Raw genomic sequence first — 21,954 nt, 5'->3', positions numbered from 1 at the left:
TCGCCGCACCTTACATTCGCATGTGTGAGCAGCGAGACTGACGATCTTGGATTGAGGATCGTTTTGTGCCGATGGTTGACCATATGCTTGAGCCGCCGCGGCCGGTGCGGCGCCTGGAAGTGATCACCGGAGCCAGTGGACGCCGGCGCTGGTCAGCCGATGAGAAGGCGCGGATCCTGGAGGAAGCCATGGCGCCGGGCGCGGTGGTGTCCGAGGTGGCCCGCCGAAACGGGATAGCGCCGCAGCACCTGTTCACCTGGCGCCGTCAGGCCAAGTGCGCGGCGGACGATCATCCTCTCGCCTTTACCCCGGTTATTGTCGCCCCTGACGGGCCGCAGCCCACCCCGGCAGCCTGCCGGGAGGCGGTGATCGAGATTGTTGTGGCGGGCACTGTCATTCGCATCCCTCCGGGGGCCGATGGCGCAACGCTGGCTATGGTCCTGCAAGCGCTCAAGAGCCTGCGATGATCGGGCCGAGCGGGACTGTCCGCGTCCTGGTGGCCACCAAGCCCGTCGACTTCCGCAAAGGGGCGGATGGCCTCGCTGCGCTCGTGCGCGACACCATGGGGGCCGATCCGTTCTCCGGGACGGTTTATGTCTTCCGCGCCAAACGCACGGATCGCGTCAAACTGGTGTTCTGGGATGGCACCGGCGTGGTTCTCGTCGCGAAGCGATTGGAGGATGGTGAGTTCCGCTGGCCCAAGCTGCAGGATGGTGCCCTTCACCTGTCAGCCGCCGAGCTCTCCGCTCTGCTCGAGGGTCTGGACTGGCGCCGCGTGCATGCGCCACGACCGACCTCTGTGCCTGTGGAGCCCAGCTGACCCGATCCCATCCATAAGAGCCATCGCGGCTCCCGTCGAAGCATGATTCACTTCGTCCTGTGACCAGCGCGATGCAAACTCTCCCGGATGATCCTGAACTGCTCAAAGCCATGCTCCTGGCCGAGCGGGCCCGCGCTGAACGTCTGGAGCAGATTATCAAGGCGATGCAGCGTCATCGCTTCGGCCGCAGGGCCGAGAGCCTGCCTGAGGATCAACTGCTGCTCGGGCTGGAAGAGGCCGAACAGACTGAGGCCGCCGAAGGCGCCCAACACGAGCAAGCGGATCTGGCCGAGCGTCAAAGCCGAGCGGCCCAGCGGCGTCGGAACCGCGGATCCTTGCCGGCCCATCTGCCGCGCATTGAGACGATCATCGACATCGAGGATCCAACCTGTCCCTGCTGCCGCAATGCCCTGCACCGCATCGGCGAGGATGTCTCCGAGCGCCTCGACATCGTGCCGGCGCAACTGCGCGTGCTGGTGATGCGACGGCCCAAATCCGCCTGCCGCCACTGCGAGGATGGGGTGGTGCAAGCCCCGGCTCCGGCCCGCGTGATCGAAGGCGGCCTGCCCACCGACGCGCTGGTCGCGCAGGTGCTGGTGTCGAAATACGCCGACCATCTCCCGCTCTACCGGCAGTCTCAGATCTACGCGCGTCAGGGCATCACTTTGGATCGTTCGACCCTGGCTGATTGGGTCGGGCGCGCCGCCTGGCACCTGCGGCCGGTACATGAGCGCCTGCTGGCGCAGCTGAAGACCTCACCCCGGCTGTTTGCCGATGAGACCACCGCACCGGTGCTCGATCCCGGCCGCGGCCAGACCAAGACCGGGCAGCTGTTTGCCTATGCGCGGGACGATCGGCCGTGGGGCGGCACGGATCCGCCTGGGGTGGCCTACGTCTATGCGCCGGATCGCAAGGCGGCCCGGCCGATCGAGCATCTGTGCGGTTTTGCCGGCGTGCTGCAGGTGGACGGCTACAGCGGCTATCGGGCTCTAGCTGGAGGCAATCAGGTCACCCTCGCGTTCTGCTGGGCGCACGTGCGACGGCGCTTTTACGAACTGGCCGTGGCCGGAGCGGCGCCGATTGCCAGCGAAGCGCTCACCCGGATTGCGGAGCTCTACCGGATCGAGAGCGAGATCCGTAGCATGAGTGCGGCGGAGCGCTGCCGGATTCGTCAGGCCAAGAGCGGTCCGGTACTGGACGCTCTCGAGCCGTGGTTGCGCGGCAAACTCGGTCTGATCAGCCAGAAGAGCAAGCTGGCCGAGGCGATCCGCTACGCGCTTGTGCGCTGGGACGGGCTGACCCGCTTTGTCGACGACGGGCGGATTGAGATCGACTCCAACGTGGTCGAGCGGGCAATCCGGCCTTTGGCCTTGACGCGCAAGAATGCACTGTTTGCCGGCTCGGATCGCGGGGGCGAACACTGGGCGATCATCGCCTCATTGGTCGAGACCTGCAAACTGTGCGGGGTGGATCCGCAGGCTTATCTCGCCGACGTGTTGAGCCGCATCGCCACCGGCCATCTCAACACCCGCATTGATGATCTACTGCCGTGGGCCTATGCCACCGCGCCGGACCTCAAGGCCGTGGCCTGAGAACACCGCTAACTCCTCACGCACCGTTGCACGACAAAGACGGGGATGCCAGGCTCAAGGCCGGGCGCGACGCTGGAGGGATGACGGCTCACCTCACCTCCTCATGCCGCCGCCACGGCCGCACGCTGCGCTGCAGCGTCGGACGCGACGTCGAACTCACGTCCGACGTTTTACGATTTTGATCTGGAGCATCTTTCCATGCAAAACCGGCTCCCACTTCTGGGTTCGATGCTCAGGAATTGCGTCTTGCGCCGGGATGCGCGCGGACATCCTGCACGGCTGCGCCCTACCCGGGGGTCTTCTCGGATATAGATGGGATGGGGCGAGTTGAATTCGGAGAGTTCACACTTTACGACGCGCGCGGAAGTCCCGTGACCCGCGTCATCATCTTGAGCCTTCTCGCTCCGGTACTGCGCTTCTGCAGCGAAGACCGCTCCGCCGCCTCGGCCTGTGCGAGAGAAACGGACACCATGATATACGCGATCACGAAGCACGTACCGTGAATCGATGCGTAGGCCAGAAAGAACGACTCAGTGATATTCGAGAGAACGATACCCGTGAAGAGCGAGATGGCGAGCGGAAGGACCAGCTTCTCATAGGGAGCTTGCGATCTGAGGATCTTCACGACCTTCGAGGCAAAGGAAATCAGCACGACGACCAGAAGAAGAACCCCCACATATCCGAAGTTAATGAATGTCTCCAGGTATCCGTTATGGGCGTTGACCAGATTTTCTCCCGTGATGGCGAAGAAGCGTGGCAAGAGGGTCTCTTCAAAACTCCCATAGCCGGTACCAAGCCATGGGTGCTCGTTCGCCCAAGGAAGAATCGTACCCCATATTGGCACACGCCCCGTAAGATCCGGCTTCTTGCCGAGCATCTCGAGCCCGACGGTGAGGACGGGAACGGCGGTTATAAGTACCAGCGCAACGATCGAGGACGCACTTCCCAAAATCAGGACCCTTGCCTCCTGCCTTGCCTCCAGGATCAGCGAGAACCCTTTTGCGACGGCAATCATGGCCATGCCCACAACGAGACCCGTCACCGATCCAGAGCCGAAGAGACACGCAGCAATAGCAAGCAGCACGGAAGCTCGAAAGATGGCGCTGCGAAGCACGCGCTTTGCGAACACCACGTAGACCAGGAGGGCTATGCTCGCCGTATTTCCAAGCGGGTTCTTATGGCTGTAGATACCCCGCCAATGTCCCGCCCAATGAGGCTCGACCCAGTCGCTAGCCTGATGGACACCGTAGGCAGGATCGACGAAGACGAAGAGCACGCTCAGCAATATAGCCCAACCCAGAGCGAGCGACATCGCTCTGGCGACCCGCGGCGGAGGAACCAGGGCGATCAGGCAAGCTGCGGCGAGAAAGCTGAAGGAGAGAGCATAGGCCCGTCTGAACGTGATCGCCGGATTGTCGGACCAGATGCATGATAGAAAGGCCAGGAGAGGAAACAGAAAGGGAAGCCATGATGCTCTGATCACGGCATTCACTGCCCGTGAGTTGGTCAAGTATATCCAGAACGTCGCAAGTGAAATGAGAATGGTGTTAGCCCGACCCAAGTAGGAGGCAGGGTCGTTCCCGGGGGGGTCCATAGGATTGGCGCCTGTCAGGAGAAATACGAATCCGCCGGTGCTGATCAGAAGCCAGTAAATGAAGAAATAGTCTATCCACTTGCTCCGCGTCTGTCCGTCCATAAGCCTAGCTACCTTGGGGCATTCCCGCCCTCGCCTTGAAGTGGATAAAGACCGCTTTACGCCGCGAGCAACCGGATGCGCACGTGCCAGCAGGCAGTTTTGCAAGTCGTGACGTTGGAGCCCAGAATGCGATGATCCCGTCTAAGCTACCGACAGCATCGGGTGTGACAGCGAACGCACATCCGATGCATCGAGTCTCCGCTTTCGAGCATCTTTCCACGCACAACCGGTTCCTACTTTTGCGTCCTCTGCTCTAGAGAGCAGGCAGCTTGATCGCGACCTCGACGACATCGCCGGGCAGAAGCGCCATAGATTCTGTCGCGTTTATCTTGGTTTCCACCCCTGCCTCGTCGACCCTGAAAAGGGTGATCGCAATGACTCCCGGTCCTTCCGTCCACACGGATTTCAGCGCACCTGCGATTGCCAGCTTTTGCTGTGCCGCCGATAGCTGAGCCTTGATCCTCGCTTGGCGGGATAAGGCGTCCTGGAGCTCCGTCAGAAGCCGAATATTATTCTGGTCCTCCAATTGCTGAGAGGCGCGGGTCGCCTCTTCGTATTCCCGCTGTGCGCGGGTCGCCTCAACGGCCGTTTGGAGCGCCCTTGTCGAGGACAGGAGCATCGCGCGACGCGCATCGCTGACCCGTTGCGTCGACACCGTGCCCTTTTCGAGCAGGCTCCTCGAGCGCTCGAAATCTTCCAAGTCGGCCTTGCTCCCCTCTTCTTCCTTCGATTTCTGCTCCGATAAGAGGGTAGCTCGCGAGGAGGCAAACTCTGCTGAACTGACGACATAGCGCAACTGCTTCGCATAATCTTGCTGCTGCAGCTTGAGCCGTTCAGCGAGAACATTCGCCTCACCGGAAGGAGAGCGGACGGGTTGACCGGCGCTTTCGACGCCGACAGCTGTTGGTTGCTGCAGCTGCGTCTGTAGCTGCTTGATCCGCTCGCCCTCCACGGCGAGCTCCTGGATGAGCGTCGTGCTCTGCGCCTGGTACTCCACCGTATCGACATACGGATTGCTGATTCTCAGGCGCGCGACGTCAAACCCGCCAGCATGGGCAATCGCTTGCCTTATCGACATTCCGGGCCGGTACGGGACCTCTCCGGCCCGGGCGATGTCACCGTGAAGATAAACCGGCCGGTACTCGGCGATTTTCACCGAGACATCCTCTGGAGCAACGGACGTCAATCCGGTTCTGCCATCCGGCGCACGAACAGGTATCTGACGCTTCGTGAATTCTGTTTGCAGATTTGCCCGCAGATCATCGAGCGAAAGACCCTTCGCAGGGAAGCTTCCGAGGATGGGAACGTTCACCGAGCCATCGAGATCGACCGGCACTCGCGCCGTCATTTCGGAAATTCCTGCGATCGAGAGCTCAACAACATCGCCCGTTCCGAGCTTGTACTCGGCTCTTGCAGGCGATTCATGAGCAAATATGGCTAAGGCGAGCGACGCGAGGAACGCCGGATGAACGATGGCCTTGCGTCGGAAAGGCGGGAACATGAGCAGCATGACACTCACTTGGCTTCAGTGATCGGGATTACTTTCGAGCTCGATTCAAGATGGCTCCCAAGATCTTTCCGCTCATGTAGGACCATGATGCGAGCGCGCTCACCACCTGCGACTTCCGCGCGGTTGTCGCATTCAGCAGAAGCAGAACACCATCCGATGCGTTCAGGGTTGGGAGCACATCAAGACCATCCTCAAGGGGCGGAGCATCGATGATCACGTAGTCGAAGGCGTTCCTCGCCGTATTGATCATTCTCTCAAGGGTCGAAACATCAGCGATCGCCTCCGCCGGCGTGAACACAAGGCCGGGCCAATCCTGATAGAAACGTGGGTGATCGTCCTGGGCTCCGCTTGCCGGTAATCCGGATGCTGCTCCTGTCTTGGGAGACTCGGATCGTTCGGAATGTGAGCCGCCTATATTGGCATCGATCAAGGATACCTTCTTGCCAAGCCGGCAAAGATTGTACGCCAAGGCGGTTGCCATGCTCGTCACGCCCTCCCCTTTTCTCAAGGATGTGACCGTAAGGACTCTTCTGTCGAGAGGTTTCGTCTCAGCCAGAAGAGCGAGAGTAAGATGCGCCAATCCACTCTGCATTTTCAGCTGACTGGAAGCCGCCTTTCCGGAGAGTTGCTGCGATCCCGGCTCGCAGAGGGAGAGAATGCCGAGCTTTCCACCGTCCGGGATTGTCCCCAAACATGGAAGTTCGAGTGCCGATTGCACGTCTTCCGCCGAGCGCAACTTGCGGAAGAGGCGCTCCCGGATAAGACCTACGATGAGCCCCAGCATCCCACCTAATCCGATTCCGGCTCCCAGGATCAGGATCGACTTCGGCTCGCTCTTGTTCTGCGGCGGCGTCGCTCGCGTGATGATCCGCGCGCTGAGAGTCGGAGCCGACATCTGCTGCTCGACGGCAATGTGGCGATCGAGAAAGCCCTCATAGAGCTTTCTATAGGATTGCGCCTGAGCTTCGAGATCCAGCTGCACCGCGCTCGATTGGCCACTGCGGTTCTTGGCTTTGAAGTCCTGAAGAGCATCCTCGGCATTCTGTGCTTCCATGCGAAGCGCAACGAGCCGTTCATCGAGCCATTTGCTTGCTTTGTCGATCGCGTCGCTGCGTGCTCGTGCCTGGTCTGCCAGGTACTCGTCAGCGACCGTATTGGCTATTTCCGCAGACTTGACACGGTCCCGCGACAGAACCTCGATCTCGAAAACGTTCGTCGCCCCGACACGACGGATGGCAAGCGAGCGCCGCAACTTTTCAATCGCCGCTTGAACATCATCCCGGCTTGCATCGGCATTTGCTTGGTCATGAGTGTTCGCCCCGAAGATGCCGAGAAGATGATCTTTCAGCTTCCGCAACGATCCAAGCCCGAGACCGGAGCCTTCCGGAGAGGAGCCGAACTCGGGATCATCGACCAGATTCAATGCATGCGTCACCTGCCGCAGTACATTCCCGGATCGTCCGACCTCGACCTGCGTCTCGATTGCAAGCGTATCGAGCTGTCTGTCGGGACCGCTCGCGTTGGATGCCATTTCCACACGCGCCGGATCGATCATGACCTGCGCAGTCGCGAGATAGCGAACCGGCCATATGAGCAGGACACAGATCGAGAGGAAAATGCAGAGAACCAGAAAGCTCGCAATGATCGTCCACTGCCGCCTTAGAACGGTGAAGAGTTCACGGGCTCCAAACTGCGGCTGCAGTTTATCCCATCCGGCAGGAACGGCTTCATACTCGTTTTCAATCGGCCACTTGACTCTATCAAGCATAGTTCAACTTAACCTCGCTGCAGTGAGAGCCAATATTGCCGCTGTGATTGATACTTGTGTTTTGATCGAGAATTTTTATTGCTTCTCAAACAGTCCAGATACGCCCAGTTTTGCATCGTAAATCCAGAACGATCTGCAAACTCTTGCTTGCCTCAACAAGTATCCTTGCAATGATGATAGAGTTGCGCACTTTGGAACGCAACCTGGGTTGCGTCACATAAGTATAGTTTGCGCTACTCCCTCGGGATAACTCATTCGGGTGTAGAAGCGCTTGAGCGATTACAGAATGCCTGGGCGGCATCTTCGAAGCGCTGATGGGTGCGCCTCATATACCGAACGAGTGTCGATGACGGTCTGGCAGCATCCGGCGTAACATCGAACCCACATCCGATGCTGTCGGTCTCTGGTGTCGAGCATCTTTTCACGCAAAACCGGTGCCCGCTTTTCACGTTCGATGCTCCAGCGTTCAGCTGCATGCAAAAGGTCTCCCCTTCGGGTCCGACACCCAACGGCGTTGAGCCGGAACTCTCGCCACCGCTCTTCTCGACAGACCCGATACGACTCAAACCGATCCGGACGCCGCTGCATGCTCCGTTGGCGGAGTGCTTTGGCGAGATCTGCAGGTCCATTTCAAAGCCCGAGTATGGCTTCTGGCGTCGCGCTGGACGCACATGTCCGAAAGTGGCGTCGGTCAGATCGAACCATCAGAGCCTCCGGTCCAATTGAAGGAACACCCTTCGCGCAACTCTCCGGTGAGGGCGAACATGCGGAACTTGCACTCGTTCACGGGGCAGCTCCCACCGAAGCCGCATGAACAGGCAGTGCTGGATCACCGGCACGACGGACACGAACGCTAACAGACCAAGTCGTTGATTTTACTAGAAATTAGGAATTATGCGCAAAAGTAGGAAGATATTGTTGCCTAAACTTCGCCTTATTTGATATTTAATCCCGATTTGCCAGTAAAACGGCAGATAAAAAATCAATCGTGAACATATAACGGGCAGACAATCTATGTTTATATTCACATTATCCAAGCACTTTACGTTTGGTCAATCGAGCGGCGAGCGTCCATTTCACAGCTCATCCATCTGCCGCTAATTTTTAAACAATAATTTTCTTCATTCACCCGAACACTCACCCTCAATCTTGGAATTGCAGCGGCTCGCCGGACCGTTGTTTGGCTCGTCTGTTCCCATGCAGTGCGCGTGTTCAGACGCCGAAAAACAGCGACCCAGCGGATCGATAGCCAGGAAGCCGATTGGTCCTTTGATGGGCCAAAAGCGGACGCCCCGGCTGCTTTTGCAGGACCTACCCCCACCTTGGAGGCGCCTTCTGCGCTTCCTGAGCGTGTCTCCGCACGCACACAGCAACAAGAATCGGAAAAATACGTATGGCAAACCAATTGTTTTCGACCGGGTTTGAAGGCTCGGTGTCCCTGGCCCCGATGCAGGTGAACAGCAACACCGAGGCGCTGCAGAGCCTGCAGAACGCCGGCACCGTCTGGGGCCGCGCCCCGACCATCCAGATGCTCTCGGGCGCCGGCAACTACAACAGCGTGTTCTCCAACGCCATCACGACCACCACCGGCCATGACGGCGCCCAGACCCGCGCCCTGCATCTCGACGTCAACTCGCGTCCGGCCGACTACACCCAGTCGCCGCTGCTGTTCCAGCCCACCTCGGAGCCCGGCGACTTCTACATGAGCGCCTGGATGAAGCTGCCCGACAATCTCTGGTCCAAGCTCGGCGCCGGCGGCTGGACGGCGGCCCTGCCCGAGTGGAAGACCGCCGGCGACTTCCGCGTGGTCAACACGATCCAGGCGATGAGCAACGGCAAGCTCGCCTGGAACATGAAGTGGGACACCAACGCCAACGGCAACGTGCCGCTGCAGACCTTCTGGGAGAGCACCAACACCAGCGTGGCGGTGCCGCAGGGCGAGTGGTTCAAGGTCGAGATGTTCACCCACCGCGACAACACCGATGGCCGCGTCTGGCTGAAGATCAACGGCGAGACCGTGTTCGACCACACCGGCGACAACATCGGCGTCAACAACGCTCCGATCAACCGCATCTTCATGGGCAACCCTTACTCCAACAACCCCATCGACACCTGGCTCGATGACGTCCAGATCTGGGACGGCGTCCCCTCCGGAAATACAGGCAACCCGGCCCCGACGCCGACGCCCACTCCGACTCCGACGCCCACTCCGACACCCACTCCGACGCCTACTCCCACTCCGACGCCGACGCCGACCCCCACGCCCACGCCGACGACCGGCAAGACGATCAACGGCACGGCTCGAAACGACACGCTCATCGGCACCGCCGGCAACGACGTCATCAAGGGCAATGCCGGCAACGACGCCCTTTACGGCCGGGATGGCAACGACACTCTGACCGGCGGCAGCGGGCGCGATACTTTCGTGTTCGACAGCAAAACGGTCAAAGCGGGCGGGATCGACACGATCACGGACTTCACCCCGGGTCAGGACATCATCGATCTCGGCTTCGCATTCTCGTCATTGACGAGCGGCACGCTGAGGGCCAGCGAGTTCCGGATCGGCACGAAGGCGCTGGATCGCGACGACCACATTATCTACAACAAGACGACGGGCGCGCTGTACTACGATCCCGACGGAAACGGATCGGCCGCGCAAATCCAGTTTGCGAAGCTCGCCCCCAATCTCAAGCTCGCCTACAACGACTTCTTCGTCTACTAAAGGCATTCAAGACGGGAACTTGTCGAGGTCTGGCGAAACGAGTCCGCGGAGTAGCGTATCCGGGCTCTCGCCGGGCCCCAACGGGCCCCGCCTTCCCCATTCACGAATTCTGCCGGCGCGGAGAAAAATTCACCGCGCCGGCACGAAACATCGCGTCTCGCAGACACACCCCCCGCTTCGGGCGAACGAGCCGCAAGCGACGATCTGAAGAAGCCGTGGACTACATGCGGCTGAACTGCCGAGTGTTCATCGCCGAACCGGCAACCCGGCGGATGAGGGATGCATAGCTCCCGCCGATTGCCGTCCAACCCAATTGTTGAAGAAGAGCACCGCGTGCCGCGCGAGCTTCCCGCTCCCAATGCTCCAGAGGGCGTTTCTGGAAGAGGTGCAGCGCGTCTGCAATTGCGTCGACGGACGGATCGTCCCGCATCCTGACGCCGGCCAGGCCCATTTCGAACAGGTCCGCCAGGCCGCCGGCGTCGCTTGCGATGACCGGACGCGCACTCAAGCCGGCAAGGACGGCGACGCCGCTTTGCGAATTGAAGTCTCGATACGGAAGCAGAACGGCATCGACCTCTGCGATGATCGATGAAATCTCCTCCTCCGGAACGAAACGCACATCGACTTCAGTGCCCGTCGGGTCGCATTTCGCCAGTTCCAGACATTCGGTCGTGTAGGCGGCGGGGCCGCTTGATCCAACAACCAGGAGCTGTAACTTTCCGCCTCCACGGCGATATTTCTGAACGGCGAGGATCGATTCCCTGACGAGCTTGTTCGGCCGGATGAAGCCGAACACGAGAATTTTTCCATTCCTTGGCAGCGGACTGGGCGTACCCAGATCATAGGCCCCGTGAGGGATGACCGTTACGCGCTCAGGAGCCAGGCCATATTCTTTGAGCATAACGTTTCGCGACGCGCTCGACAAACATACGATATGAGTCGCAAGAGAAAAATCGAGCCTGAAAGCCAACCGCTCCAGGAAGCGCGCCCAGCTTGGAAGCACCCACATATGCGGCACAGGATCATGCACCACAAGAACCAGGCGTTGGCCCCACAAGCGTACCAGGAGAGAGATGGGCAGTTCGAAGCCGGCATGCCCAACGAAATTGAAGAGATAGACCTGCGCCTTCCCTCGAGCCCTCCAGAGTTCCCGAACATTCGCAGCGAGACGCTTGAGTGTCGCCATTCGTCTCTCGAACAAGCCCGCATCGGCCGATTCGACGCGCGGTGTCTGCCGTCTGTCGATGCCTTTGCCGACGGCCTCCTTCGATGGCGGGAGCATCGGAGGAGCGATGAGCGTCACCCGGAGACCTGCTTTCGCGATGGAACTCGCAAGTTCGTGCGTGAACCACCCGCTTCCGCCTCGCCAGGAGTTCGACAGAATGCATACCTCGGTGGCACCAGGGCTGCTCGCTTCCATCCTAGGTCTATCCTCGACGCTGTCTTTCTTGGAGATGACGGTGGCTAGCCTAAGAATTCGGGAGGGGTAAAGTGTTCGCATTGTGGCGATCAATATTCCAAGATGCAGTCGAGAGGTCTGTCGAGCCAACCGACGAATGATCCGTCAAAAACCTCGCCCATCAAACTGCCCAATAGGTATGAAATACTAAAGTTCATCTCAGACCCCGCACGGTGCTCCTGCACGGGGAGCCAAGAACGATTTCGATTTGACGTTCTGAACAAGGCACCTTTTTGATGCGTCATCGGCCGCCCCTCGCAGGAAAGTCAGATCAACTGCCGCCTTTAAGCTTCCCAAGTCTGCACAACGCTGAGGCGGAATCAATGAGGCTGGCGGCGATGCAGCATGGCGGCAATCCTGTTCGACCGCCGACACGTCACGACCGCCGTCATCCTGCGGGGCGTGAGCAGGCGATCGCGGTCTCTGGCCAGTAGGCCCAATTCCGCGTCTCGCCTCGAAACGCCGCCGCCATGCTCCACTCGGCGGAAACGGGCCGAACCAGTCCTGGACGCTATTTCGCAAGGAGACCCACCATATTTCCGACCCTGACGTTATTCCTTGGCGAGAAACCATCGATGAGTTGGTGCTCCTGACGGCGGAACGGCCTCGACAGGAGGAGCGTCAGCATGAATGTCACGCCAGCCAACAAACTCAGGCAGATCCTTCCCAGGCTGTCGAGACCGAACCGCCAAATCAGCGCCTCCGTCGTAAGAATCAAGATGATGGCAGGTGCAATCACCACGTTGAGGCGGGCGACATCAAAGATCCGTGCGGCCCCGCGTGCTCTCAATGCATAGATCATAATCGCAAGCTTCGCGGCTGTATCGGCGCAGGGCCAAATCAACAGTGCTGCCGGGCCTAGGGACGAGCTCGTGAGATACACGAGCACAAGGGAAAGCAGGCTGATTGGCAGCATCGCGACGAAAGTCACATGGACTTGCAGAATGCTGCCCAATATCTCCGCCGCCCTGAAATAGCTCGTTCCAAGCGACTGAACCAGGAGGATGGGCAGAATGAAGCCGTAAGGAGCGAAATCCGGCTTTCCGAGTGCGGTTATGAGCAAGGGTCCAAGAGGTGCGGCAACCACAATGGCGCCCATGACGATGATCGTCTCCAGCTTGATCAAGACACTCAAGGTCATCTCCGCAGCTGGCCGATCCCCATTGACGATGATTTTCCCGACGAGGAGAGGCTCGACAATAGGAGACAGCAGATGGACCGGGAGCCCACGTAACGCCGAGGTCGCCAAGGCTTGCGCGAAAGATATTGCGGCGAGCGGGGCCGGAGGCAGGGCGGTAGCGCTCATCAAGCGTACGGAGAACGGACTGGCCGCGAGCCACGACAGAGCCGACATATAGATGCTGATCGAGAACTTGAGCTGCTGCCCGAAGGAGGGGATCAGGCTGCGGTCAGCCGGATTGAAGTCCGGCCTGACAGAATTTTTGTTCTTGGCGCACAGGATCAGGATGACGATCAAAATTTGTGTGGCTGAGGTGGCGCCCCAGATGAACATGAGATCGTTCGGATGGAGCCGGCCGAATCCCGCAATGGATAAACATATGCAGGCTCTGGATGCTACTTCGAGAAATGCGGTGACAGCCCAAGCACGATAGGCCTTCAGAGCTTGCGCCACGGCCTCGATATCCAGCTGGAGGGACAGGATAAGGATCCAGGTGATCAATATGCCCTGATCGAGCGGATGCCCGCTCCACAACGTCGGAATGTCGAGCACTCCAAACTGTAGCAGTCCACCGATGATGATCCCCAGGCCGATCGCCTTGAGGCAAAGGTAGAAGGCAAGCGTGCGGACCAAGTCGGAACCCGAGCCATAGGCAATGACAAGAGGAAGGAAACGGGACAGAGAGCGTGCAATTCCCAGGCCCGAAAGAGTTCCGACGACAACCGAAATGGCTAACGCGACCGAATACGATGCGTATTCGCCCGTCATCATCGCCTTGGCGACAAGGATCTGGAATCCAATCCCGAGGACGAGACTCCCCAATCGCGCGGCCGCAGCCAACGCGATTCCACCTGATCGGCCGGATGTCGAGCTCATGCCATGTCCCCGGATCACGAGAGAGCTATCCGGCCGGCGCCGAATGCGAAGGCCACGAAACACACATTGTGGAAAGCTGAGGTGGCGAAGCCGGACTGGGTCTTCACGAGACGGCCGGGCCAGCACCACGAGTGTGATTCACGCCTCATGTATGAACTTCGCGAATCCGGAGAAAGCATGCGAACAATCGACCTGCGTGGTGCAACCTTTCTTGTATGCTACCCTCATGCGCACAGGGTCGAAATAGCCTATCCGGGTATCTCAAGGGCTGCTCCGGAATTTTAGGGGTAGAGGACGGACTGGTGAGAGAGGCCGGGAGAGCTCTGCAGCCCAGACGCGACCGTAAAGCAAGACCAACCTGTCCCTGGCTCTCTCCGGATACTTTAGAGGTCCCTCAGAATGCCTCATGCCTCAGGATCTGTATCGCCGTCATGACGATGATCTTTAGATCGCGCATCACCGTCCAGTGTTTGACATACCAGAGGTCGAGTTCGACGCGACGCTTCATCTGACTGAGTTCAGGAGTCTCACCCCGGGCGCCGTTGACCTGAGCCCATCCTGTTATGCCGGGTTTGACCTGCTGCCGCGCATTATACTCCCCGATCAACTGCGAGTAGTAGCTGTCATGCGCCAGCGCATGCGGGCGGGGTCCGACGAGGGACATCTCACCCCGAAGAACATTCACGAGTTGAGGGAGTTCATCGATGCTCGAGCTCCGAAGCCAGCGGCCGGTTCTCGTGACGCGGCTGTCTCCGCGCCTCGCCTGCTGTACGACATCCCCATCCTCAAGAACGGACATCGTCCGGAATTTGATGATTTTGAAAGGTTTTCCATGTAACCCTCGCCGTGTCTGCCAAAAGAACACCGGCCCCGGCGAGTCGATCTTGATCATCAGAGCAACGGCAAGGAACAGGGGGAGGAGAAGCAGCAGCGCACATATCGAAATGACGAGGTCGATCCCCCTCTTTGCCACCGAGGCATAACTACGCCATCCGACGGAACTGCTCGGCCTATGGGGTGCAGGATCGTCATGAAGGAGGAGTTGCTTAGCGGGTGCATTCATGACGTGAATCTTCCGGTTGTATGGAGTGGTCTTTGACGATCTTTCCGTGAAAAGCCGCCTCCAATGGCAAGGTATCCGCCTTTTCGATTTCGCGGACGCTCGCCATACCTATGCTCTTGGAGTGGAGGAGATTGTAGCCAGTCACGTATCCAGCTTGATTATGTGATTTAGTGTGTCATGCCATAAGGCAGCATTGCGCCCTCCTAAACTGCGCAACCAAGACATCGTTATAATCTGTAGTATAGAGAACCCTCTGCCTACGCCGAGACATATTTTGGAGAGTTTCCGTATACATAAGGGTTATACGGCTCCATCGTCGGCGGCTCCCGCTCACGTCAGACTGGGAATGCCCCACCACCCGACCTCGATACAGGCCGGTGGAGCACGCTTCGTCCCCTCACGCAGCCCAAAAGGAGGCGAAGCAGTTTCAAGGAACGCTCCCTCGCATATCCTGGGGGGCTCTGTCAGATTCAGAGATAGCTCTCCAAAGCAGCCTTCGCCGAGGCTCCCGCCCATGGCACTCTTCGGGCTCGACTTTGGGGTTACCGCGCGAGAGTGCTCATGCCCCCATCTCTCTAGGCACATTGGCAACGATGACGAATAGCTCGCGGCAACGGATCTACCGACCATACGGTTACGTAAACTCTATTCTTGTCTTGATTGTATCGCTTGGACGCGAATTTACCCGGACATCAATCCGCGAAGTCGATGTCAACCGATTGAACTGCGGCGAGAACGGTACGGTAGACAGTGAAATTCTCTCCGTGTGGGCAGCAGGGCCAGAGAATATGATCCGACCAAGAACGCTCCCTCGCCGTCTCAGCACGACCGTGCGATCACTTCTGAGTTCAGGAACCACGCTTGAATCCAGCAGATAGCTGATGCAGGTGTCGACATCACGGAAGGATCCCGTCAATCGATCGACGATCTCGATTGCGTCGCCATCGTAGGAAACTCGCCGTCGATGGACGGCGCCATAGCGTCTCGCGTATCCGTCATGTTCCCCTTCGACTTCCCAGGCCGTTCCGGAATGGGCCGAGGAGCTGATACGGCCCATGGCCTTCCTCTTCCAGTTGAATGCACCTGCCGTTTCACTCTGACTATCCTGTCCGACTTGCAGAGTGCTGTGGGATCCGGTTGCCCTGAACACGTCCCTGAAAGGACCGATAGAGTAGTACAAATATGTGCCGCAATCTGCGAGGACCGGATCACCATCGACAGACAGCCAAAGGGCCAATGCATCGGCGTGACCGTGTGCGGCGATGGTTCCAAACCCTAATGGGCCATGGTCGAAGACAAGATGAATATGGCGCCGTGGGGAGCTTTCCTGATACGTCGTGTACCCGCCTGCCGCGAAAGTCGCCAGGCGGGTTTCCGGAAAGCGGAATGCATTGCTGCTCCCGAAGATCAGGTCGCGGATATGCAGATCGTGTGGAGGCGGAGGCTCCTTGCTTCCAGATAGCCCCTCGACTGCGGCGATGATCGAAGAAACATACCTTGGTTCGCGCCCGAGGGGCCCCGAAACGACGCGAGTTTCATCATTGTCGCCGATATTCGGAGGGATCCCTTTCTCATTCAGAAAGCATCGCAGTGCCGTTGCCGGCTTTACCAGCGAGGCTGGGTTCAATCGCGTAGCCTCAGGCTCATCTTTCAGCACGAGAGCCGCGAAAGCGAGCATTTCAAGCGTGAATGCCGTGTACGATGGGGATTGTTCGACTCCGATTCCGTCGGCGAAAAATTGTGTCTGAACTGCATCCTGAAGGATCGAGACGGCTTCACGATAGCGTCGCGGCGATTCCGGCAGATCGGGTGTGAGTTGAGCGGCCAGGAGGAGGCCCAGACCTTCCGCGACACGATGGTTGTTCGCAGAGGAGTAAAGGGACGGATTGTGCTGAAGCCAGAACCCGTGGGCCGCGACGAACGTACGGATCTGGCGCCTCTGATCCGGCGTCAGGTACTCGCCGATGCAGGCAACGATAATGGCAATCGAGACCATTCGCAGGCCCAACTCGATCCCGGATGACCAGTTGACCCCGCGGAATGGTGGATTTGCCTGCATCCATGAGGTGATGACTTTCATGATCCAGGCGACGTCGCTCCGGTCGCCTCGAATACGAGCGAGCATGGCGACCGGGTGGAGCATTTGAAGCCGGTTCAACTCCCATACGAACTTGACGTCGCTATGCTCTGAAGCGCTTCGGTAGTTGATATCGAAGCAGAACGTTTGCTTCCCCGGCCATTGCTTCTTGGTGACCGGATCCTGCAGCCATAGATCCGGGCTGAGAGTTTTCAGCGCATCTGCAGGCCACTCCAGGCCCAGCAGGGTCACACCCCGTGCCCGAATGTTCTCGACCTCGCGGGTCAGCAGGTCGATGTGATCCGCGCCGACCGGTGACGCAAGTGCCGCCATCAGGTTCCGGTTTGCTTCAAGATTGCCGTCGGGTGCGTCGAACCTCCGCCATCCGAAGCGCTTAAGTCTCCATCCGAAGCGGCGTCCCTGCTCCGAAACCCGATGCAGCACTTCAGGAGGGGACATTGCACTGGCGCGCTGCCAATACCAATAGTAGACTCCGGCTCGCAGCTTCAGGCTCTTGTAGATCTTGTTCATTGCAGGACGCCGGACAATTCTCTCTCGAAATTCGAATGGATCAACAATTCCGCGCGGCGGATAGCGATTGATACGCGTGCAGGAGCTTAGGCGCCTCGTGGGGCCAAGAAAGCTCCTGGCTCACACGTCGCCTTCCTTCTGCGGCCATCGTCGCTCGCCGGTCAGGATCGTCGAGAAGATCGAGTATTTTGTCGCCGAAGTCGCTGTGATCGGTGTTACGGGCGTAAAGCGAGGCATTCTGAGCAGAGACCCGCCCTTCAGTAAGATCGTACTGCACGATCGGACGGCCGAGCGCCATGTACTCCATGATCTTGTTCATGGTCGACTTATCGTTCATCTGGTTCGGGCGGTCGGGATTGACACAGACCTCGGCGGTCGACAGCACGGTGAAGAGGGTCTTGTCGTCGACCCTTCCGGGAAACTCCATCCATTCGTTGAGCCCCATATCCGCCGCCTGCTGGATTGTAGCGCTTAGTGAGGGCCCGGATCCCATGATGACGAACTGCACGTCCTTGCGGCCGCGCGTGTTTACAATGTAGTCGACCGAAGCCAGAAGAAGATCCATGCCCTCCTGCTCACCGATCACGCCGATATAGGCCACGAGATAAGGCTTCCCCTTCTTCCAACGGGAATCGGGCGGGAGCTCCTTGATCCGACTGAGATTAGGGCCGGACCGAACCGTGAAAACCCGTTCCGGTCTCATCATCCCTCTTTGTATCGCAACACGCCGGAATGAATCGTTGGTCGCAATCGATATATCGGCGATCCCGAATGTCAGCCGCTCGAGCCAGACCAGTACGCGCCAGAGAATCCCCCGGCGTCCGAACTTTGCTTCGAAAAGCTCGGGATTGAGATCGTGGTGGTCGAAAACGAACTTCACACCGAACAGGAACTTCCAGAATGCCCCGACGAGAAAAATCAGGTCCGGAGGATTGCAAGCGTGAATGATGTCGAAGCCGCGCTCCCGATATATTTTGGCTGAAATCGTAAACTGCCAGAACAGGGCATTGGCATACTCCCAAAGGTACCCGATCTTTCGTGAGGCCTCTGGAAGCGGATGCCGGTAGATGTGGATGCCCTCCAGTACTTCATATTTTGCAGAGTAGTTGTCGCGCTGCGGGCAGATGACGGATACCTCGTAGCCTGCCGACCGGAGCGTCGTCGCTTCGGACCACACTCTTCGATCAAAGGGAACCGGCAGGTTCTCCACGATGAACAGCACGCGGTTAGCTGTTTTTGACTGGCTCCTTTGAGCGAGAACTCCACTTGTCGACGTCATTGCAGCGTCTCCTGCTGCTTCTTGCCAGGAGTTGCGGGGCTGGTTTGGTGGAAGCTTTTCAGCATCGAGCACGATGTTCTCGCATGGCGTTTGTCGAAACTTCGCGAAGCTAAAGCTAAACTCTTTGACGGGACAGACCTATTCTGCCGCTCTCGGGCGCTTTACGCGGCAAGTTGGAGTTACCACCGACGCAACGATTGGGGACCTGCTCACATTCCGGTGTAGACCTTTGGTCGGTTCAATTCTTGCCATCACATGGGTTTGATCGGTTTGATCGGGCCAGATCATGTATGTCGCCCATGGGAGATGAATGATTTTCGCATATCTGCATCATCATATTGATCGGTTCTGCCAACTCACACGCGTTGCCGTGCACTCGGACTCCCGACCCGAACAAGCAATTGTCTATGGAGATGCCGTATATTATTATGATGTCTCGCAGGGAGACAAAATCAAGAAAGAGTCGTATGCGTCTACTTTAGCAATACGACCCTCCTATCCGAAATAGGTACTCACAAAGTAGATCGAAGACGCCTAGCACAATCCCCCACGGAAAGCGAAGCAAGTCATGTGCGGAATATTTGGTTGGTGCACCCGTCCCGCCCTGGGCCCCCACCACGATTTCATAAACGACGTTCATGCTGCTCTCGAGCATCGAGGGCCTGACTCGCAGGGGCATTATTTCCATGAGAGCGGCGACTGGCATATCGGCATTGCCCATACCCGGCTTGCGATTATCGAGTGCTCTGAAGCGGGAAGTCAGCCGATGGCTCTTCAGCCGGGGCGGGTTCTCTCATTCAACGGCGAGATCTATAATTATATCGAGCTTAGAAATGAGCTTCCAGACATCAATTTTCGCGGAGGCTCCGATACGGAGGTCTTGTGGCACCTGCTGAATCGCTTCGGGACAGACGCGTTATCCCGCTTGCGCGGAATGTTTGCGTTCGCCTTCTGGGACGAGGAAAAGTCGGAGCTCTTGCTGGCGAGAGATCATTTCGGGAAGAAGCCTCTGTTCTATAGCGAGCTTCCGGACGGCGGAATTGTCTTTGGGTCTGAGATCGCGGCATTGCTCCGATACCCGGGCATCCGGCGCGAGATGGATGCAGACTCCACCTCGGAGTATTTTCGCTACCGGTATGTCCCGGGCCCGAACACCTTTTTCAAAGGAATCAAGAAGCTTCCGCCAGGTTCCTTTGCCCGATGGCGTAAAGGGAAGCTCAGCGTAACGCGGTTCTACACTCCCCCGTTTCAAACGGCCGAAGACCGGGACGTTGGCATAGAGGAGGCGGATGAGAGATTTCGGAGTACCTTTGAGACAGCGGTGAAAGTACGCCTCAGGTCGGATGCCCCCTACGGGGTATTTCTCTCAGGCGGCATCGACTCTGCCGCCGTCCTTTCTGAGGTCTCCCGGGCCGTCACGCGCCCCGTGAGGACATTCACCGCGGTGTTTTCAGGCTCTAATCTCTCGGAACTGTCCGCCGCCCGAGAAACGGCCCGGTTCTATGGATCCGAGCATAACGAGCACGTCATCGAGTCGGGCGATATTTCGGAGCATCTCGTTTCTGCGACGAGGTTCCGAGGGGCTCCGGTATCCGAGCCCTCCGATATCCCGATTTACCTTCTGTCGCGGATGGCCTCGCGCACAGTCAAGATGGTTCTGACGGGAGAAGGAAGCGACGAGCTTTTGGGCGGCTATCCCAAACATAGAGCCGAGCCTTATGTGAAGGCGTTGCAAGGGCTGCTGCCGTCGGCTCTGGATCCTTTTCTCGCTTCGCTCGTACAGATGGCACCCTACAAGAACCGCGGGCGTATCTCCGTTCTCGCGCGAGCGCTTTCACACCGGGACCCCACGCAGCAGCTCCCGAGCTGGTTCGGCGCTCTCAGTAGCGATGAGTGTCGGATCATGATCAACGCGCCGGACCATCGAAGGAGTTCTGACTTTCCGTTTTCGGCTCGAACATCTGGTCTCAAACGCCACTTGTTCTTCGATCAGACGTCATGGCTGCCGGACAATCTCCTTGAAAGGGGCGACAGGATGATGATGGCCCATTCCATCGAGGGGCGCATGCCCTTCATGGATGTCGAACTTGCCCGGTGCGTGGCCGATCTCCCGACCCATCATTTCATCAGCTCAGGTCAGGGAAAGCGCATCCTGAGGCGGGCGTTGGGACCTAGACTGCCCCCGGCCGTGCTCAATCGGCGGAAGATAGGATTCAAGGTCCCCGTGGATGAATGGTTCCGAGGCCCCCTCAAGAGCCTCGTTCATGACACGCTCTGTTCGCCTGCAGCCGTTACGCGCTCCTTCTATAAACGAGGTCACGTGGCAAAGATCGTTGATGAGCACGAGAAGCGGCAGCGAAATCACGAGAAGCTTCTGTGGACGATGTTGACGCTCGAGATCTTCTGCCGGGAATATAAAATGGCTATCTAGCCGTCCGGTATTGAAAGATTCTTTTCGATGCGATGGACGTCTCGAGCTGTCCTTGATGTGTCACTGGGATATGAAGACCGACCCGGCCGAAAGGGGAAGAAGATGGCGAGCCTATTGTTTTCGACCGGGTTTGAAGGCCCTGTATTCCTGGCCCCGATGCAGGTGAACAGCAAAACCGAGGCGCTGCAGAGCCTGCAGAACGCCGGCACCGTCTGGGGCCGCGCCCCGACCATCCAGATGCTCTCGGGCAACGGCAACTACAACATCGTCTTCTCCAACGCCATCACGACCACCACCGGCCATGACGGCAACCAGACCCGCGCCCTGCATCTCGACGTGAACTCCAGGCCCGCCGACTACACCCAGTCGCCGCTGCTGTTCCAGCCGACCTCCGAGCCCGGCGACTTCTACATGAGCGCCTGGATGAAGCTGCCCGACAATCTGTGGTCCAAGCTCGGCGCCGGCGGCTGGACGGCGTCCCTGCCCGAGTGGAAGACCGCCGGCGACTTCCGCGTGGTGAACTCGATCATCGCGCTCGACAGCGGTCAGCTCGCCTGGAACATGCAGTGGGACACCAACGCCAACGGCAACGTGCCGCTCGAGACGATCTGGCGCGGCGTCAATACCAGCGTGCCGGTACCCCAGGGCGAGTGGTTCAAGGTCGAGTTCTTCTCGCACCGCAGCAAGACCGACGGCAAGACCTGGCTGAAGATCAACGGCGAGACCGTGTTCGACCATACCGGCGACAACATCGGCGCCAACAACGCTCCCATCAACCGCATCTTCCTGGGCAACCCCTACGCCAACAACCCCATCGACGTCTGGCTCGACGATGTCCAGATCTGGGACGCGGTCCCCTCCGGAAGCGCACAAAACGCGACGCCTTCGCCACACTCGACCAATACAGCCGACAGGCAGGTACCAAAACTTGAGCGCTGATCTTTATACGG

The 21,954-nt window shown here is 58.7% G+C and carries 14 protein-coding genes and 1 pseudogene; 6 read left to right on the top strand and 9 right to left on the bottom strand.

Features of this window, described 5'->3' with window-relative positions:
* Positions 1-71 precede the first annotated feature (71 nt).
* The 3 genes from tnpA (at position 72) to tnpC (ending at position 2,412) form a co-directional block, all read left to right on the top strand.
* The gene (tnpA, locus tag RE429_RS25695; RefSeq protein WP_414471471.1) at positions 72-467 is read left to right on the top strand and encodes an IS66-like element accessory protein TnpA; all 396 of its coding nucleotides are present in this window, start codon (positions 72-74) and stop codon (positions 465-467) included.
* Positions 464-820 (top strand): IS66 family insertion sequence element accessory protein TnpB, encoded by a 357-nt coding sequence (tnpB, locus tag RE429_RS25690; RefSeq protein ID WP_414471472.1) that lies wholly within the window; start codon positions 464-466, stop codon positions 818-820. Before tnpA ends, tnpB begins: the two co-directional genes overlap by 4 nt.
* A 71-nt stretch (positions 821-891) precedes the next feature.
* Positions 892-2,412, top strand: coding sequence for an IS66 family transposase (gene tnpC, locus RE429_RS25685; protein ID WP_414475927.1), 1,521 nt, complete (start codon positions 892-894; stop codon positions 2,410-2,412).
* A gap of 349 nt (positions 2,413-2,761) precedes the next feature.
* Here the strand turns inward: tnpC and RE429_RS25680 are convergent, their stop codons facing one another.
* The 4 genes and pseudogenes from RE429_RS25680 to RE429_RS25665 all read right to left on the bottom strand — a co-directional run.
* Entirely contained in the window at positions 2,762-4,108 is a 1,347-nt protein-coding gene (locus RE429_RS25680) for an O-antigen ligase family protein (RefSeq protein ID WP_414474564.1), read from the bottom strand.
* Between the two features lie 253 nt (positions 4,109-4,361).
* Positions 4,362-5,618 carry a polysaccharide biosynthesis/export family protein gene (locus RE429_RS25675; protein ID WP_414474563.1) on the bottom strand — a complete coding sequence of 419 codons (1,257 nt, stop codon included), beginning with the start codon at positions 5,616-5,618 and terminating at the stop codon, positions 4,362-4,364.
* A gap of 28 nt (positions 5,619-5,646) precedes the next feature.
* On the bottom strand, positions 5,647-6,402 hold the full coding sequence (locus tag RE429_RS25670; RefSeq protein WP_414475974.1) for a cellulose synthase operon protein YhjQ/BcsQ: 756 nt from the start codon (positions 6,400-6,402) through the stop codon (positions 5,647-5,649).
* 702 nt (positions 6,403-7,104) lie between these two features.
* A pseudogene (locus RE429_RS25665) lies at positions 7,105-7,386 on the bottom strand (Wzz/FepE/Etk N-terminal domain-containing protein); the annotation flags it as partial.
* A 1,393-nt stretch (positions 7,387-8,779) separates the two neighbouring features.
* Between RE429_RS25665 and RE429_RS25660 the strand changes: the two are divergent.
* On the top strand, positions 8,780-10,108 hold the full coding sequence (locus RE429_RS25660; RefSeq protein WP_414474562.1) for a calcium-binding protein: 1,329 nt from the start codon (positions 8,780-8,782) through the stop codon (positions 10,106-10,108).
* Positions 10,109-10,328: 220 nt separating this feature from the next.
* On the opposite strand, the gene RE429_RS25655 is transcribed toward RE429_RS25660, so the two are convergent.
* The 5 genes from RE429_RS25655 to RE429_RS25635 form a co-directional block, all read right to left on the bottom strand.
* Positions 10,329-11,528, bottom strand: a complete 1,200-nt coding sequence (locus tag RE429_RS25655) for a glycosyltransferase family 4 protein (RefSeq protein ID WP_414474561.1) — start codon at positions 11,526-11,528, stop codon at positions 10,329-10,331.
* A 550-nt stretch (positions 11,529-12,078) separates the two neighbouring features.
* Positions 12,079-13,623 carry a hypothetical protein gene (locus RE429_RS25650; protein ID WP_414474560.1) on the bottom strand — a complete coding sequence of 515 codons (1,545 nt, stop codon included), beginning with the start codon at positions 13,621-13,623 and terminating at the stop codon, positions 12,079-12,081.
* A gap of 394 nt (positions 13,624-14,017) precedes the next feature.
* On the bottom strand, positions 14,018-14,686 hold the full coding sequence (locus RE429_RS25645) for an exopolysaccharide biosynthesis polyprenyl glycosylphosphotransferase (protein WP_414474559.1): 669 nt from the start codon (positions 14,684-14,686) through the stop codon (positions 14,018-14,020).
* A gap of 634 nt (positions 14,687-15,320) precedes the next feature.
* The gene (locus RE429_RS25640; RefSeq protein ID WP_414474558.1) at positions 15,321-17,294 is read right to left on the bottom strand and encodes an alginate lyase family protein; all 1,974 of its coding nucleotides are present in this window, start codon (positions 17,292-17,294) and stop codon (positions 15,321-15,323) included.
* A gap of 40 nt (positions 17,295-17,334) precedes the next feature.
* Positions 17,335-18,645 (bottom strand): glycosyltransferase family 4 protein, encoded by a 1,311-nt coding sequence (locus tag RE429_RS25635; RefSeq protein ID WP_414474557.1) that lies wholly within the window; start codon positions 18,643-18,645, stop codon positions 17,335-17,337.
* 496 nt (positions 18,646-19,141) lie between these two features.
* Here RE429_RS25635 and asnB point away from each other — a divergent pair, with 496 nt between their 5' ends.
* Together asnB and RE429_RS25625 are read left to right on the top strand one after the other, a co-directional pair.
* Entirely contained in the window at positions 19,142-21,004 is a 1,863-nt protein-coding gene (asnB, locus tag RE429_RS25630) for an asparagine synthase (glutamine-hydrolyzing) (RefSeq protein WP_414474556.1), read from the top strand.
* A gap of 102 nt (positions 21,005-21,106) precedes the next feature.
* Positions 21,107-21,943, top strand: a complete 837-nt coding sequence (locus tag RE429_RS25625; protein WP_414474555.1) for a hypothetical protein — start codon at positions 21,107-21,109, stop codon at positions 21,941-21,943.
* Positions 21,944-21,954 lie beyond the last annotated feature (11 nt).

The organism is Microvirga sp. M2 (assembly GCF_047497095.1).
In the GTDB taxonomy this organism is placed as follows: domain Bacteria; phylum Pseudomonadota; class Alphaproteobacteria; order Rhizobiales; family Beijerinckiaceae; genus Microvirga.
Note: the sequence above shows the minus strand (reverse complement) of the source record. Positions and strands in the feature narration are given on the sequence as shown.